Source organism: Terriglobia bacterium, assembly GCA_020072645.1.
Classification (GTDB): Bacteria; Acidobacteriota; Terriglobia; order Terriglobales; family Acidobacteriaceae; genus Angelobacter.
Genome location: JAIQGK010000036.1, coordinates 1 through 17133 on the forward strand (window position 1 = coordinate 1; position 17133 = coordinate 17133).

Consider the following 17133-nt stretch of genomic DNA (forward strand, 5'->3'; position numbering starts at 1 on the left):
AAGACTCGCAACACCGTCACGAACATCTTCTTCCCTGGCTTCACCATTACAACTGGCACCGTCCTCATGGTAGCCTCAACCATGTTCCACCTATCAGCCGCTCCGGCCTCGATCGGAACAACCTCTTGAGACTCCACATGTTCTCAATGTACCGTCCTTGTACCGCGCAAAGAGTGATTTCACGAATCAGCTCACCGCGGCCCTATCAATGACCTGTGATGGGAGCAAAAGGCGCTTGACTCTGCAAAGAGGTAAGCCAGAACAGAGACGCTCACTTGCTGGCTCCGCCGGAAGAGGATGGTTAGCACTTGCGGCGCAATTGTGGTGAACAGGATCAGGGTCAGGCCGCTGATTTCTTCTTCCGCTCAGCCCAACGCTTTTTCATTGCTTCGCCGATCCTTCTGCGCGCTGCTGCCGAGAGGTGCATCTTCCGGCCATCGGGCTTACTTGAGGCTGTCCTGCCAAGCTTGCTTTGTCTGCCCTGAAGGACGGCGATGGCACTATTGAGCCGGTCCCGTTCAGCTTCCAACTCCGTGATGATTGATTGCGCGTCCAACAGAGTGAGTCTCCTCGTATTCAGAATGCCGCGATTCTACAGGAAGAGCGCTGAGCGACGCAGCTTGTGAACTGTGTTCTTCAGACTGGCGTGATGATCCACATGTCTCGCACTACTGTCCATTATACTCAATCGCGTGATAGGCATATTTAGTGATGAGAGGGGTTTTAATTACCATTTTGGGAATTATTGGCTTACTAATAATATTCAGCCAAGCAGTTGCGCAACTTTGCTTAAAGTCTGTTTAGTTAGAAATTGCATCTTTGTTATACCGTTACAACCGCAAATCCAGATCGCTAAGTTGACCACAACCTTTACAGATATGCAGCTCATCACGGCGGCCTTCGTGCTAAAGATCCAATAGCCCTTGCGATGCCATTAAGCTATACGTCAAGGTATTGGCCCCGGCCCTTTTGACGCGCGGCCTCAAAAATACGCGCGGCAAATCCCAAGTCTTCAAGTGAAAGACCGAAAGGATTCACCAGAATCATATCTTCGGTGGAGCGGCGTCCCGGATGACGGCCAAGCAGCAGGTCAGCGATTTCTCCATCCACTTTTCGTCCATGCTGTGGCGGCATCTGTTCCGGAGCGGCAATTTTGCCTTCACGGTGAAGGCGTCCAAGAAGGCGGTGCGAATCAGCCTGCACGAGATTCCAGTTGTCAACGAACAGCAGGGAAGCTTTGAGGAATACGTCCGGCAAAAAATCGTCCAAAGAGACATTGATCGCCACTGTTCCCGGTCTGAGCCAATCATAAGGAATGTAGCCGGAAGTTACGGTTGTGGCTGCGATCACAACGTGGGTCGCTCGCACCGCGGACATGGCGCTTGCGGCCACCTCAATCTGAAGCGGATGTCCTGGTTTGTGACGCAAATAGTTTGCGGCTTCTTCCGCCGATGCTGGATTAAGATCGAACAGGACTACGCGCTCCAGCGCGGGAAAAGTCCTGCGCGCGAGCTCAAGGTGAGCCCTGCCGATGACGCCGGTTCCGATCAGGCAGAGTGAATGAACGCTGCCGTGTGCCAGCAATTTCAAAGCAAGCATGGAAACGGCGGCCGTGCGCAGCGCGGAAATGTACGCGCCTTCCATGATGCACTGAATTCTTGTAGTCTCCGGGTCAAAAAGCAAGGTCACACCGCTGCCGCGGACCAGCCCTCGTGATGGGTTTGCCGGATTGCTGTTGATGATTTTTGTGCCGGCTGTGCGGTTGCTGCCGCCAAGATAGCCGGGCATATTCAGGCTACGGACTGCCTCCCCTCGGTTGTTTCGCCAAGCCAGGTATGCTTCGCCGGGAAGAATGGCTTCGCCCCTGACATACAGACGAAACACCTCTTCGACGATCGCAAGCGGGTCCAGTTCTTCGCAGATCGCCTGAACGTCAGCGCGGGCCAAATAGAGGATACGGTCGTGCCCTGCCCCGGCGTATTCCATAATTCTCCTCTCTTTCGTTCTACCTGCGCCCGGTAATTTCCTGCGGTAAGAAAACCGTTGCGGCGCATTCGTCAAACGCCGCTACATCCTCGATCAAAGGCATCTCATAATCAGGATCGAAATGATTCGTTTTCAGCCACGCGTCGGAGTAAATGGTTGAGTCATAGTTTTTGCCCCCATCGGCGCACAGACAGACCACGTGTTGCAGTTCCAGATCTTCGGCAAGCGCCTGTGCGCATGCGGCTATGACCGCGCCGCTGGATCCACCGAGCGAAAGACCGAGTCTGCGGACCAGAAGGCGGCATACGGCAAAAGCATCGCGGTCTGCCACCATCCGCGGATGGTGATTATGGCCTGGCTGAAAAAAGCTGGATTGTCGTGAAGATCCGATACCGGTCAGCATGCGTAGCCCCGGCGGTCCGCCGAAAACCACCGATCCTATGGCATCGACTGGTATGGTACGTGTGGCAGGGCGAACTTCTCTGAAAAAGCGATCAATACCGGCGAAAGTGCCTCCGGTGGAGACGGCCACGAAGACGGCATCAACTTTTCCGCGGGTCTGAGAAAAAATTTCAGGCGCAGTATGCCTGTAATGCGCTTCTGGATTGGCTGGATTGGAATATTGGTCTGCCCAAACGTAATCCGGGCATTGGGCGCAGAGTTCCCGCACCCTTTTCAGGCGGGAAAACAAATAGCCGCCATTCTCGTCTTTTTCCTGGACCATTTCCAGACGGGCGCCATACTCCTGCATGCGGTTACGCAGGGCCGGCGTAGTCTTTGGATCGATGACGGCGAGGAATTGGAAACCCCGCATTCCGCACACGTAAGCAAGGGAGGCTCCCAGGTTTCCAGAGGTCGATTCAATGATGATGGAAGATGCTGTTAACAGGCTGCGGCACTCAAGATCGGCGATCAAGGCCTGGGCTGTCCGATCCTTGGAGGAGCCCGCCGGATTATGACTTTCCAACTTGAGGCTTATCTTATGCCATCTGCTTTTGATCAGGAGCGCGATGCTTTGCAGGGGAGTGTTGCCGATTCGGCCGGACGATTTCAGGTCTTGCGTGAACTTCTTGTCATGCATGTAAACCTCTTGGTTCCCCACTACTTCCTGGACCTGCAAACGCGCCGCTAGCCTCCGCTTGAAGGTGATTCGCCGTTCTGTGGAAAGATTCCGGGTTGCTCATAATCTGGGTTACTCATAACAGATTTCGATCTTTCCAGTGTACAAACCATAGTTATATCGCGATTATAAACAATGTATATTGTTATTTATCTGATTGCTGTCTTCATTCCTATTTCAGGAAGTGCTGATAAAGAGTAGTTATTATTTCCAATGTTGATATTTTATTGTATCTATTTTCTATAGATGATTTTGACTTAATCCATGTCAGATGGAAGTGGAGATTTTTTTCTCCAGAAGTGCGGCGCCCGGAATAGCACGCAGGCAACCACGATGGTGCTGATTCCCGAACTGAAAAAAAGCACAGTAGTTCCCAGTTTGCTTAATGCGCCCGCTCCGAGGTAAGCCAATGGAGCGAGTCCCTGGGCGCAAAACATGACCAGGCTCATGACGCGCCCCATCTTGCTCGCTTCAGTCTGTCGTTGCAGGTATGACAGGTTCACGATGTTGGCGTATCCCACGGCAATGCCCATCAGGAACAGTACGATGGCGGTTGTCCAGATATGCCATAGCAGACTGATAGCGATCATGGCAATTCCGGAAGCCACATAGACGCCCATCAATATCGGCCCGATGCGGAGCTTGCGCTGTACCTGCCCGGCTAGAGTGATCCCCAGCAGCGTCCCCGCGCCGAAACTGGAGTAAAGAAGACCCAGGGCGCTTGGTCTGGTGAAGCGCTGCCGTGCCAGCAATGGCACGCCCACGAAAAAAGGCCCCGACAAGGAGAGACTGGTCACGGCAAAGACCAGCAGAAGAGAGCGGATAATCGGATGCGCCAGCGTATAGGAAATGCCTTCGCGAATCGACGCGATCAAAGGCTGTTCCCGGGACGCGACAGGAGCGTCGTTCGGCGTAAGCGCAGCCAGCATGGCAACGGCGACAAAGAAACTTATGGCGTCTACAACGAAGGCCGGCCCCAATCCGGTTTTGCCGATGATGATTCCCGCGGTCACTGGGCCGATCAGCCCAAGAAAACGATAGGAGCCCTGCATCAGGGAGTTTCCTGCGGTCAACAGAGTCGGCTCGAGCAGGCTTGGCACCATTGCGGCATCAGCGGGATAACAGAAGCCGTCCACCGTTCCAAAAATCGCGGCAAAAACATACAAATGCCACATGCGCGCCGAATGCGCGAACACGAGCGCGGCCAGGACGGAAACAATCATGGCGCGCACCAGGTTCGAAATCAGCATGATCATGCGCGGGGAGAAGCGGTCCGTGATGGCGCCCCCCAACAGCATCAGCGAAGCGGACGGAATCGCCACTGTCATCAGCACCGAGCCCAGGGCCAGCCCGGATCCGGCCAATTGCAGTACCAGCCAGGGCATCGCCACGAAATAGAATTGGTCACCCAGAACGGAGATGACTTCCCCAATCCATAGCTTGCGAAAGTTCCCTACGGCGAGCGGCGCGCGCAAGCCTAAGGCGATGGCTGGTTCTGTGCTGGACACTCGATGATTCTACAATGATCCAAATGCCCGCTTGCCAGAATAGTGGCTAGGGCTATTTCCTTAATACACTATTCTAGTGTTTCAAGTAGATCTTAAGTTTTATACAGCTACTACCAAATAGGCTTTGAGTATATTCGGGGAGCAGAGTATTTCAACCTGAATAGATAATCTGTGGCTGCTGAATTTTAGAATAGTTCCATTTTGGAACTCATACAATTCGATAAAACTATCGACAAACCAATATAGATTGGGAGTAAACTGAAATGGATAGATATTTGGAAAGGGATGTTTCAAGTGCCGAGGTTGGGCAGAAATACCGCAGAGTACTGGAAGCTTCCTCATCTGCCAAAGTACTCCAAGGCCGGCGTGGTGCGGGCCGTAGAACCGGGTGAAACGTTGCGGCGGGCCAGGACCGTCATGCATCAAGTTGGCATTACCCAGGTTGCTCAAAATCCCAACATGGAAGGAACGGGCATTCCCAGCCTTACCGGCATTCGTCCTCGCGGCGAAGAGCCAGGCATGTCTGAATACAACGGCAAAGGAATGACCGATGAAGAAGCCGAAGTAAGCGTACTGATGGAGGCGCTTGAACATCATGCCGGAAGCTTTTGCGATTATGAAACCATCGTAGGGGCATACCGTGAATTAAGCCGCAACTACTCTTGTGTCCCTCCCACTGACGTCATCGTCCCGCCCTTGAGCGATTTTTCGGAAGACCTGGAGATTGAATGGGTCTGCGGTTATGACCTGCTAAACCAGCGAGAGACGCTGGTTCCCCTGAATGCCGTGATTTGCCCGTACAGTCCGCGCCGCGGCCCTCATCTTTTTTATGCCAGCACGAACGGGCTTGCCGCCGGGAACACGCTGGCGGAGGCGCTCTGCCATGGAATTTGTGAGGTCCTGGAACGCGATGCGCAGGCCATCGCTGCTGCCCGCGCGCATCTTCGTCCGTTGGTGCGCAGCCTGGCCGGCCTGGAAACAAAGAAGGAAGGAGATCCCATTCCAACCCAGCGGATACGGACGGAAGGACTGCCCAAAGATGCGGCGGCCCTGATGGAAAACCTGAACGCTGCGGGATTCCAGATCTATCTTCGGCATTTGCGATCTCCAGCGGGAATCGCAGCCATTGATTGCATCCTTGTGGAGCCTGGGAAAGACGGCGGTGTGAACGCCTATAGCGGTTCGAGCGCTTATCCGGACGCAAGGGTGGCGCTGATACACGCCATGAGCGAAGCCATACAGAGCCAGACTACCTGCGTCCAGGGCAGCGGGGAAGGGCTGCCGCAGGTACGGCGCAAAGCTTCCCGCGAGATTGACGACTTGCTGAATGTCGGCGAGTGGGTCTCGTTCCATGAATTACCGAGTTTCGAGCACGACTCCATCGATGAAGACGTGCAGTTGCTGCTGGACAATCTGCCTCGGTGCGGATTGCCCCAATTGGTTGTGTTTGACATGACCCGTCCAGAAATCGGTATACCGGTGGTCCGCGTGGTGATACCGAAGTCTGAAACCTGGCACGTCTTTCACCTGCTTGCGGGACGTGGGATCTTCGGGCCGCGGATCGCGCGAGAGCTTTAAATGCAACGCCGCTTCGCGTCGACCGTCTGCCTGGAGGCCGCAAGGGCATTGCGTAATTTGGCAGGAACGGAAGCGCAACCACGCCGCTTCACCAATGCCTGAGTATCTTTTGAAAGCGCCTTTCAGCAATCTCGAAAAGGCATCGACAGGAGAAACAATGTCATCCGTTACCGGCACAAGGCCAAGCCAGGCTTTTCTGGAAATTCTGGGGCGTGCCCTGATTGACGTTGAATTTCGGGACAAGCTTTTCCTCGAGCCGGGGGCAATGGGTAGGCAACACTGTCTTTCCGCGGAGGAAACCGTGATGCTCGAAGCCCTCGACCGTTCCACTCTGGAAAGCGCTGCGGAGCGGCTCACCGAACGCTCCGAATTTGCCATTGGGCCGGGAAGGTGGCAGGGCTCGCGCAGGAAGGACTGATTTGTTTGCCCGCCATCCGCCCCATTCCTGATGGAACCCTTCCGGAGACGCTGCTGACGCTCGCCGAGCGCCACAAGCTTCTGGTGGAGTGGAATGCTACCGCCGCGGATTATCCCCGCGACAAGTGCCTGCACCAGTTGTTTGAAGAACAAGTGGCCCTTGCTTCCGGCGCTGTTGCCGTCACTTTTCGCGATGGCCGGCTCACTTACGGCGAACTGAATGGCCGGGCCAATCAACTGTCCAGCCACCTGCGGCGGCAGGGCGTGGGACGCTCTGACCGGGTAGGAGTGTACGTCGAGCGCTCGCTGGAGATGATGGTCACGTTGCTCGGCGTGCAGAAATCCGGCGCAACTTACGTTCCGCTGGATCCGGAGTATCCCGGCGAACGAATTCGGCTGGCTCTGGAACAAGCTGCCGTCAAAATGATTATTTCCAATTCCGCGCTGGCGGCTGCTTTTCCGTCCCCGGGGCCGAAAATGGTGCTGCTGGATTCTGATTGGCCGCGCCTGGCCCAGGAGCCTGCCGAAAATCACGCTCCCAACTCCGGCCCCGACGATCTTATTTATGTCATTTTTACCTCCGGTTCCACGGGACGGCCCAAAGGCGTGCAGGTGGCACACAAGGCTGTCGTCAATCTTCTCACCTTCATGGGACAACAACTCGCCATGGGGCCTGACGATGTCTTTCCCGCCTTGGCCAGCTTTGCCTTTGACATGTGCATTCCCGAACTGTACCTGGCGCTCCTTACAGGTGGCACAGTCGCAATCTGTGAGCGGGAGACTGCTTCGGATGCAGAGGCGCTGGCGCGCTGGCTGGAGCAGACGCGCTCCACCGTTTTGCATGCCACGCCCACCACGTGGCGCATGCTGCTGGACGCAGGCTATACCGCGAAGGGACTGAAGCGGGCCGTGGGTGCCGAGCCTCTTCCGCAGGAACTTTGCAATAGCCTACTGGAGGCAGGCCCTTCTCTGTATCATTTTTATGGCCCCACGGAAACCACGGTGTGGTCCACCATGCACTTGTTTCGTGCGCCGGGTGAGCAGGTCACGCTCGGGCGTCCAATCGCAAACACCCGGATTTATCTGCTGGATCACAATCAGCAGCTCGTGCCCACAGGCATGGAAGGCGAAATCTGCATCGCCGGCGAAGGAGTGGCCGCCGGATACCTGAACCAGCCGGAGCTGACCGCGGCAAAATTTCCACAAGATCCCTTTACGGACGCTCCGCGCCAGAAAATGTATTGCACCGGCGATCTGGGGCGTTATCTGCCGGACGGGCGGCTTGAATTCCTGGGGCGCAGGGACCAGCAGGTAAAGATACGCGGTTTCCGTGTTGAACTGGGCGAGATTGAATCTTTTCTGCAACAGCAGAGCGGCGTAGAGAGAGCGGTGGCCGCTGTTCATGAGGATTTTCAGGGAGACAAGCGAATCATCGCCTATGTAGTTCCCAGAGCGGGCGCCAGCCTGGACCGGCTTCAGCTGCGCGAAGCGCTGAAGCAGAATCTTCCCTCGTACATGCTTCCAGCCGCCATCATGGTCCTCGAATCCATACCTGTATTGCCTAACGGCAAGCTCAACCGCAACGCCCTGCCGCCCCTGGATTTCAACGCGGACGAGGAAGATTATCGCGCGCCCCACAACCAGGAAGAAGAAATCTTGTGCGGGCTATTTGCGGATGTCCTGGGACTGCAGCGCGTTGGTACAGAAGATGATCTTTTTGCTCTGGGCGGACATTCACTCACAGCAACACGGCTGGCCGGCCGCATACGAAAGACGTTCGGGATTGATTTGCCGGTGCGCGCTTTGTTTGAAGCGCCCACGCCCAAAGCATTGGCGCCACGATTGCGCAGACACCACTGCCGGCGGGATGCCTTGAAACGGCACAAGCGTCCTGAGAAACTCGCATGCTCCTTTGGCCAGCAGCGGTTCTGGTTCATCGATCAATTGCAGGGCAGCAGCGCGGAATACAACGTGGGGGAAGTACTGCGCCTGAGAGGGATGTTGGACAGAGATGCGCTGGAGCGGGCGATCAACACGATCGTGGAACGGCATGAGAGCCTGCGGACGCATTTTGAGGTGGTGGAGGATGAGCCGCTCCAGGTAATCGAGACGCGGCTACGGATTGAGCTGCGCGAAGAAGATTTGCGTGGGCTGGAAGAAACGGAACGGCATCGCGCCGCGCTGCGGACAATGGAGAGAGAGGTCGAGGAGAGGTTCGATTTGTCATGCGGGCCGCTGCTGCGGACGAAACTCTTGAAGCTGGGAGAGGAAGAGCACGTGCTTCTGCGCACCATCCATCACGTGGCTTGCGATGGCTGGTCGGAAGAAGTGTTCAATCGCGAGTTGCAGGCGCTCTATGTGGCGTATGCGCAAGGTGAACCAAGCCCGCTAACGGAACTGGAAATACAGTATCCGGATTATGCGTTGTGGCAGAGACGCTGGGCAGAGCAAGGCGGCCTGGAAGATGACCTGAAGTACTGGAAGGAGGAGCTTGCAGGCATTCCGGAGCGGCTGTTGCTGTCTGAAGACCGGCCCCGTGGAGCGCTGCAGACGTTCGTGCCCGGAGTCTGGCGGCAAAAGCTGGGGCCGGAGTTAACGGCGGAATTGAGGCGCGTGGGCCGCGAAAACGGAGTGACCCTTTACATGACACTGCTGGCAGGGCTTGCCGTGGTGCTATCACGCTATAGCGGACAGGAAGACGTGGTGATCGGGACGCCAATCGCGAATCGGGAAGACGAGCGATTGGAAGGGATGATTGGGTTTTTCGTGAACACGCTGGCGATGCGCGTCAGGGTGCGGCGGGAGACAAGCTTCCGCGACTTACTGGGCGAGGTGAGGCAAACGGCCCTGAACGCCTACGAGCATCAGCAGTTGCCGTTTGAAATTTTGGTAAAGGAGCTCTCGCCCGAACGCAGCCAGAACGGCACCAGGATATTTGACGCGCAGCTCGTGATGCAGAACGCACCCTTGTCAACGGTCCTGCCCGGCCTGGTGATGGAGCCCATGGAAGTCAGCCATCGCCAGTTGCGGAGCCACGTGGAACTGAACACGGCAGTTGTTCCGCCCCTGTCGGTGGTCGCCGTTGAGCACGGCAACTGGGTTGACCTGACCTGGGTCTATAACCGTGACATGTTTGACCACTGGCGCGTGGAGCAAATGGCCGGCCACCACGCGCGGGTCATTGAAGCGCTGGCGAAAGGATGACATGCCGCGCGGAACCAGATGTGACGGGTCTGAGGGGTGCCAATGGATTTTTGCAATGGAATGGAACGATGAAGGGTGACTGAAATGCGACTCGATCAGGCCATCGGAGACCTGGATCTGCTTGGAGAAGAAGAACGGCGGCGGATCCTCCAGGAATGGAACCAAACGGAACAGGAAATTCCGGAGACAACAGTACCCGAGCTGTTCGAAGGCCGGGCAGAAAAGACCCCGGAGCACACGGCCATTCTGTGGGATGGCTCCCCAGTAAGCTATCGGCAGTTGAATGAAGAAGCGAACCGCCTGGCGCACTTTCTGATCCGGCAGGGAGCGGGACCGGAGAAGCTCATCGCCTTGTGCCTTCCGCGGTCGCCTCAGATGATCATAGCTTTGCTGGCGATCTTAAAATCCGGGGCGGCTTATCTCCCTCTCGATCCGGAAAATCCTCCCGCGCGCATGGAGCAACTGCTTGCCGGCTCCGGCGCCCTCCTGTCGCTGGCGAACTCTGAAACGGCCCCACGCCTGCCCGAATCTTTTCCTCGCATTCAACTCGATGAGCCCGAATGGAGAAGCCTTTCGCGGGACAGCGCTTGCGGGAACCCGGGGCGCCAGGGCGGCTCATTTCTACGGCCGGACAACGCTGCTTACGTAACCTACACTTCGGGTTCCAGCGGGAGACCTAAAGGCGTCATGGTCAGCCATCGGGCGATCTTGCGGCTTGTCAAGCGGCCCAATTATGCGCGGCTGGACGAGGGCGATATTTTTCTGGTGGTTTCACCATTGTTTTTTGACGCTTCTACGTTCGAGATCTGGGGCGCCTTGCTGAATGGAGCGGCGTGCGCGTTGTTTCCGGAGAGAATTCCGGGCGTCGCCGAGCTAGGCTCGTTTCTCAGGCGGCAGGCGGCCAGCACGCTTTTCCTGACCACTGCGCTTTTCAACGTTGTGGTGGACGAGGGCATGGAAGTTTTGCGAGGTGTCCGGCAGGTGCTTTTTGGAGGAGAAGCCTCCTCGCCCATGCACGTGCGCCGCGCGCAGGAAGCCTTGCCGGAGACCCGAATTATCCACGTGTATGGCCCAACGGAGTGCACAACGTTTGCCACGCATTATCCGGTGGCGGGGCCTCCGGCTGAGAGAGAGACAGCCATCCCCATCGGAAAGCCGAACAGCAATACGCGGGTGTACGTGCTGGGGCCGAATTTCGATCCACAGCCGCTCGGAGTGGCCGGAGAGCTTTATCTGGCGGGGTCCGGATTGGCGCGATGCTATCACCGTCGTCCTGAACTCACGGCAGAGCGCTTCATCGCGGACCCGTATGGGCCGGCAGGAAGCCGCATGTACCGTACCGGCGACGTGGTGCTGTGGAGAAACGACGGCAACCTGGAATATCTGGGACGGGCCGACCAGCAGGTGAAACTGCGGGGCTTCCGCATCGAACCGGGTGAAATTGAGAGCGCGCTGCGCGAGATCCCCGCAGTAAAGGATGCGGCCGTCATCCTGTGCGAACAGAAAAGCACAGGCAAGCGCCTGGTGGCTTACGTGGTCGCGAAGAGCGAAAGCGGCCTGGATGCAAGGGGATTACGGCAGGAACTGGCGCGAAAGCTGCCGGACTACATGGTGCCGTCCGGAATCATGCTGCTGCCAAGCCTGCCGCTGACGGCGAATGGAAAAATCGATCGCAAAAAACTTCCGGCGCCGGACCTTGCGGGAAACGAGGAGCGGCGGCTGCCGCGCACGCCGGAAGAGGAAATCCTGTGCGGGATCTTCGCCGAAGTCCTAGGGCAGGAGCAGGTGGGCGTAGAGGAAAACTTTTTCGAACTGGGCGGGCATTCGCTTATGGCAACGCGCTTGGTGAGCCGCATACGAAGCGCATGGGGAGTGAACCTTGCCCTGGACACGTTTTTCCGCGCGGCCAGCGTGTCTCAACTGCTTCCGGAACTGCGGCGCGCCGTGGCGCATCGAGCCCTGGACCGGCAGAAGCGTCCGGAGCGCTTGCCACTCTCCTTCGCGCAGCAAAGGCTGTGGTTCCTGGACCAGTTGGGCGGCGGCAGCACGGAATACAACATGCCCGAGGCGCTGCGCCTGAAAGGCAAGCTGGACCTGAAAGCGCTGGAGCGCGCGGTTAACCGGATCGTGCAACGGCATGAAAGTCTGCGCACACACTTCGCGATGGTGGAAGACGAGCCGGCGCAGGTGATCGAGCCGGAGCGGCGGATTGAAATGAAGATAGAAGACCTGCGCAGGATGAGCCCCGCCGAACAGGACGCGGCTGTGCGGCAGGCAATGCAGCGGGAATTGGATGAGAAGTTTGACTTGTCGCATGGCCCGCTGCTGCGCGCGAAGGTGCTGAAGCTGGGCGAGGAAGAGCATGTCTTTCTACGCACGGTGCACCACATCGTCTCCGATGGATGGTCCGAGGGAACGTTCAGCCGCGAACTCCAGGTGCTCTACGCGGCATATGCGAAAGGCGAAGAGGACCCGCTGCCGGAGCTGAAATTCCAGTACGCCGATTACGCGCTGTGGCAAAGACAATCGGCGCAAAAAGGCTGTTTGGAAGAAGGGCTGCAGTACTGGAAAGAAGCCCTTGAAGGAATGCCGGAACGGCTGGAACTGCCGGCGGACAGGCCGCGCGCGGGGGAGCAGACATTCGCGGCGGGGGTGCGCTTTGTGACCCTCTCCGCCGCGTTAGCCGACACGCTCCGCCGGCTCTGCAAAGAGGCGCATGCAACGTTGTACATGGCGCTGCTGGCCGGATTCGCGGTGCTGCTGTCTCGATATAGCGGGCAGGAAGAGATCGTGGTGGGCTCGCCAATCGCCAATCGCCAAGACGAGCAACTGGAAGAGCTGATCGGCTTTTTTGTGAACACCCTGGCCATGTGGCTGCATGTCCGACCTGAGATGAGCTTCCGGGAGTTGCTGGTGGAGACGCGCAAGACGGCGCTCGAAGGTTACCGGCATCAGGAAGTGCCGTTCGAAAAGCTGGTGGAAGAGCTCTCTCCCGAACGAAACCTGAATGTCATGCCGATGTTGCAGGTGGTGTTCGCCTTGCAGAACGCGCCGTGGCAACAGCAGAAGTTCGAAGGGCTGGAAGTGGTGGTGGAAAAACCGGAGCGGATGCTGGTGCGCTTTGACCTGGAGGTGCATGCGTGGGAGCAGGGCGGAGAGGTGGGCCTGTACTGGCTTTACAACCGGGGCCTGTTTGACGAATGGCGGATAGAGCAGATGTCGGCGCATTACGGCCAGCACCTGCATGCCTTATGCGCGCAGCCGGACAAGCCGCTCCATGAAATTGACATCTTGACGCCAGCGGAGGCGAACCGGGTACTCAAGGACTTCAACAAACATGAATGATATTGCCGGCCTATTCGAACAACAGGTTGCGCGGCGCCCCGCGGCCATCGCGCTGACGCATGAAGAATGGTCCTTGTCCTATGGCGAGCTGAACGAACGGGCGAACCGGCTGGCCCATTTGCTGATCGAGCGTGGAATGGGACGGGAGGACATCGTTGGGTTGGTGGGCCATTTTGGCGTCGACAGCATTGTTTCACTGCTGGCCATCGTAAAGACCGGCGCGGCGTATCTTCCCCTGGACGCGGACCAGCCTGAGGCGCGACTTGCTTTCATCCTGGAGGAAGCGCGGCCGGCCATGTTGCTGGCGGCAGCCGAACACCTTCCTCCGCTTTTCAAGAACCATGCCCATCTGCTGGTTGATGATCGCGCAACCCTGGCTGCGCTGGAGCGGCAAGCAGCCAACGATCCCGAGGAAGCCATCCGCAAGCGGCGAAGCCCGATGAACCTGGCTTATCTCATGTATACCTCCGGGTCGACGGGCAAGCCCAAAGGGGTTGCGGTCACGCAGACCGGGATCATCCGGTTGGTTTGCAATCCCGATTACGTCGACCTAGGCCAGGAACGCACATTATTGCAGTTCGCTCCTCTGAGCTTCGATGCTTCCACGTTTGAAATATGGGGAAGTTTATTGAATGGCGGCAAGCTGGTGCTGTTTCCGGGAAAGCTCTCCGCCCTGGAAGACCTAGGGCGTGTACTGCGCACGCAGGGCGTGGATACCTTATGGCTGACGGCAAGCCTCTTTCATGAAATGGTCACCCATCACCTGGAGGACCTTGGAGGAGTCAAGCAGCTGTTGGCGGGCGGCGACGTAATTCAGGTCCCGGAAGTCCGGTGCGTGGTGGAGCGTTTTCCGGACTGCCGGATGATCAATGGCTACGGCCCCACTGAGGCTACGACATTCACCTCCTGCCACACGATCCGTCCAGTCGATTGCGAAGGCGTCTCCATTCCGATCGGAAAACCCATCCATGAGACGGCGGTCTATGTGCTGGATCAGCGCCTCAGGCCTGCGCCGATCGGGGCCGCAGGCGATCTCTACGTGAGCGGAAGCGGCCTGGCTCGCGGGTATTTCAAGCATCCGGCGCTCACGGCGGAGCGTTTCGTGGCCAATCCTTATGGCCCGTCCGGCAGCCGCATGTACCGGACGGGAGACCGCGTGAGATGGCGTCCGGACGGAAGTCTGGAATTCATGGGCAGGACGGACCAGCAGGTGAAGATCCGCGGCTTCCGCGTGGAGTTGGGCGAAATTGAGATGCTGCTGCGACAATGCGAAGGCGTGCAGGACGCCGTGGCCGTTGTCCATTGCCAGGGAGAAGACAAGCGCGTGCATGCTTACGTGGTCCGTCGCGAAGATGATGCGGGGCTGCAAGAGCAGCAGACTTCGCACATCCAACACTGGCGCAGCCTCTACGAATCCACGTATTCCGAAGGCAGGGACCGCGACCGTGCTTTCAACACCGTAGGCTGGGTCAGCAGCTATACCGGGGAAGCGATCGGCGAGCGAGAGATGCGTGTATGGGTGAATGAAACCATTGCGCGGCTGCGGTCGCTCAACCCCCGGCGGGTGCTTGAGATCGGATGCGGAAGCGGGCTGCTGCTCACGGAACTGGCGCCGCATTGTGAAACGTACATCGGCCTGGACTTTTCCCCTGAGGTATTGGGCCAAGTGAAAGCTTACCTGGCCACGCGCGCCGATCTTGCGCACGTCGAGGTGAGGCAGGCGCTGGCGCATGAGCTGGCGTTCCTGGCTGGCGAGAGCGTTGACCTGGTGGTTCTGAATTCAGTGGTGCAGTATTTTCCCGACCTGGATTATTTTTTCAAGGTGATGGGCGAAGCGGTCCGGGCAACCCGGCCCGGAGGCCACGTTTTCGTAGGCGACGTGTGCAGCCTCCCTTTGCTCAAGGCTTTTCATACCTCCGTGCATCTGCACAAGTCCAGCGCGGACACACCGTGCAGCGAATTGCGCCGGCGCATCGACCTAGCTTGCAGGCGCGAGGAAGAACTGGTGCTGGACGCAGCTTTGTTTACGGAAATGGCCCGGAGTTTCCGGGGCGTTGGCCGCGCCGAGCTTTTCCTCAAGGCCGGCGATTATGACAACGAACTCAGCCGCTTTCGCTATGACGTAGTGTTGCGCGTCGGAGATAGACAGGCGTTAAAGGAGCCAACGCACTGGATTTCCTGGGACCAGGCGGGCAACTGGCGCTCAGCGGTGGAAGAGACGCTGCGCAGCCATCCAGCCGCCTCTGTTGGGTTGCGCGGCATGCGCGATAGCCGCGTTGACAAAGCCGTGGCTGCCACGCATTGCCTTGAACGCCTTGATCCGCGCATACAAACCGTGGAAGACGTTCATCTGGCCTGTTTCGGAAATTCAGGGGAAGATCCGGACAGAGTGATGCAATGGGCGCAGCGATTGGGAGAGCGGTATCTGTGGCGCGGATTCGGCAGCGAAGGCGTTTACGACTGCATTTTTAATCCTGAATGGCTGCCTGCGGAAGCAGGAGCGGAAGCGGAAGCGGAAGCATTCCATTACCGGCATTATGCCAACGTCCCGGCCCGCAAAGCGGGCGATATCGAATTTCAAAGGCAATTACGGGCGCAATTAGGACAAAGGCTTCCAGACTACATGATGCCGGCCTCTATCACGGTGCTGGAGAGCATGCCGGTTAGCGCAAGCGGAAAGGTGGACCGCAAAGCGTTGCCGGCGCCCGATTTTGGCGCGCTGGCGAAAGAGTATCGAGGACCGGGAACGCCGGAAGAGGAGATGCTGTGCGGGATTTTCGCCGAAGTGTTGGGAGTGGAGCGAGTAGGGGTCGAGGATGATTTCTTCGAGCTGGGAGGACACTCGCTGATGGGGACGCGGCTGGTGAGCCGGATCCGGCGGGTGATGGGAGTGGAGTTGGCGATCCGAACGCTGTTTGAAGCACCGACGGTGCGGGAGCTGAGCGGAAGATTAAGGGAGGTGGGGAGAGGGAAGCGTGCGCGGTTGGAGAGGCAGGTGCGGGGAGAGCGCTTACCGCTGTCGTATGGGCAGCAGCGGTTGTGGTTTATTGACCAGTTGGAGGGCGGGAGCACGGAGTACAACATGGTGGAGGCGCTGCGGCTGAAGGGAGTGGTGAAAGCCGAAGCACTGGAGCGGGCGATCAACACGATCGTGGAGCGGCATGAGAGCCTGCGGACGCATTTTGAGGTGGTGGAGGATGAGGCGGTGCAGGTGATCGAGGGGCGCGGGATTATCCGACTGGAGCAGAGAGACCTGAGCGGGATGAAAGGGGAGGAACAGGCAGAGGCGTTGCGTGCGGCGATGGAAACAGAGGTGGAGGAGAAGTTTGATCTGTCGCGCGGGCCGCTGCTGCGGGTGAAGCTGCTGAAGCTGGGAGAAGAGGAGCACGTGCTGCTGCGGACGATGCACCACATCGTGTCGGACGGATGGTCGGAAGGGATTTTCAACCGGGAGTTGCAGGAGCTGTATGGTGCGTATGTTGAGGGGCGGGAGAATCCGCTGGGAGAGTTGAAGGTGCAGTATGGGGATTATGCGGTGTGGCAGAGGAGATGGGCGGAGGAGGAAGGAGGTCTGGAAGAAGGGCTGAGGTACTGGAAGGAGGAGTTGGCGGGGATCCCGGAGCGGCTGGAGTTGCCGGTGGACCGGTCGCGCGGAGGGAAGCAGACGTTTGCGGCCGAGATCTGGCGGGTGCGTGTGGAACCGGAGCAACTGGCGGGGCTGAAGCGAGTGGGGCGGGAGAGTGGAGCGACGTTGTACATGGTGATGCTGGCGGGATTTGCGGTGCTGCTGTCGCGCTACAGCGGACAGGAGGACATCGTGGTGGGGACGCCGGTGGCGAACCGGGGGGAGGAAGAGTTAGAAGGGCTGATCGGATTTTTCGTAAACACGCTGGCGATGCGGGTGAGAGTGGAGGGACGGAGGAGCTTGCGTGAACTGGTGGGGGAGGTGAGGCGGAAGGCGCTGGAAGGATATCG

8 protein-coding genes and 1 pseudogene are annotated in these 17133 nt (G+C 58.1%); 6 read left to right on the top strand and 3 right to left on the bottom strand.

Annotated features, from left to right (window positions below; genetic code table 11):
• Positions 1-140 (top strand): annotated as a pseudogene (locus LAO76_27580) (IS481 family transposase).
• Positions 141-939: 799 nt separating this feature from the next.
• Here the strand turns inward: LAO76_27580 and LAO76_27585 are convergent.
• The 3 genes from LAO76_27585 to LAO76_27595 all read right to left on the bottom strand — a co-directional run bounded on the left by LAO76_27585 (position 940) and on the right by LAO76_27595 (position 4614).
• Complete coding sequence (locus tag LAO76_27585; protein ID MBZ5494701.1) at positions 940-1986, bottom strand: ornithine cyclodeaminase family protein; 1047 nt, start codon at positions 1984-1986, stop codon at positions 940-942.
• 19 nt (positions 1987-2005) lie between these two features.
• Positions 2006-3067, bottom strand: a complete 1062-nt coding sequence (locus LAO76_27590) for a cysteine synthase family protein (protein MBZ5494702.1) — start codon at positions 3065-3067, stop codon at positions 2006-2008.
• 296 nt (positions 3068-3363) lie between these two features.
• Entirely contained in the window at positions 3364-4614 is a 1251-nt protein-coding gene (locus tag LAO76_27595) for an MFS transporter (GenBank protein ID MBZ5494703.1), read from the bottom strand.
• Positions 4615-4908: 294 nt separating this feature from the next.
• Here LAO76_27595 and LAO76_27600 point away from each other — a divergent pair, with 294 nt between their 5' ends.
• From LAO76_27600 to LAO76_27620, 5 genes are all read left to right on the top strand, one after another.
• Complete coding sequence (locus LAO76_27600) at positions 4909-6192, top strand: YcaO-like family protein (protein MBZ5494704.1); 1284 nt, start codon at positions 4909-4911, stop codon at positions 6190-6192.
• A 157-nt stretch (positions 6193-6349) separates the two neighbouring features.
• Positions 6350-6610: an Os1348 family NHLP clan protein gene (locus LAO76_27605; GenBank protein ID MBZ5494705.1), complete on the top strand. Its 261-nt coding sequence runs from the start codon at positions 6350-6352 to the stop codon at positions 6608-6610.
• A gap of 5 nt (positions 6611-6615) precedes the next feature.
• Positions 6616-9813, top strand: a complete 3198-nt coding sequence (locus tag LAO76_27610) for an amino acid adenylation domain-containing protein (GenBank protein MBZ5494706.1) — start codon at positions 6616-6618, stop codon at positions 9811-9813.
• A gap of 84 nt (positions 9814-9897) precedes the next feature.
• Complete coding sequence (locus LAO76_27615) at positions 9898-13158, top strand: amino acid adenylation domain-containing protein (protein MBZ5494707.1); 3261 nt, start codon at positions 9898-9900, stop codon at positions 13156-13158.
• Positions 13151-17133 (top strand): amino acid adenylation domain-containing protein (locus LAO76_27620; GenBank protein ID MBZ5494708.1); only part of this gene is annotated, 3983 nt, incomplete at its 3' end. The genes LAO76_27615 and LAO76_27620, both read left to right, overlap by 8 nt.

Excerpts from the sequence above, each read along its gene's own strand:
- LAO76_27585 (MBZ5494701.1), bottom strand. The coding sequence starts at position 1,986 with ATGGAATACGCCGGGGCAGGGCACGACCGTATCCTCTATTTGGCCCGC.
- LAO76_27590 (MBZ5494702.1), bottom strand. The coding sequence starts at position 3,067 with ATGCATGACAAGAAGTTCACGCAAGACCTGAAATCGTCCGGCCGAATC.
- LAO76_27615 (MBZ5494707.1), top strand. The coding sequence starts at position 9,898 with ATGCGACTCGATCAGGCCATCGGAGACCTGGATCTGCTTGGAGAAGAA.
- LAO76_27605 (MBZ5494705.1), top strand. The coding sequence starts at position 6,350 with ATGTCATCCGTTACCGGCACAAGGCCAAGCCAGGCTTTTCTGGAAATT.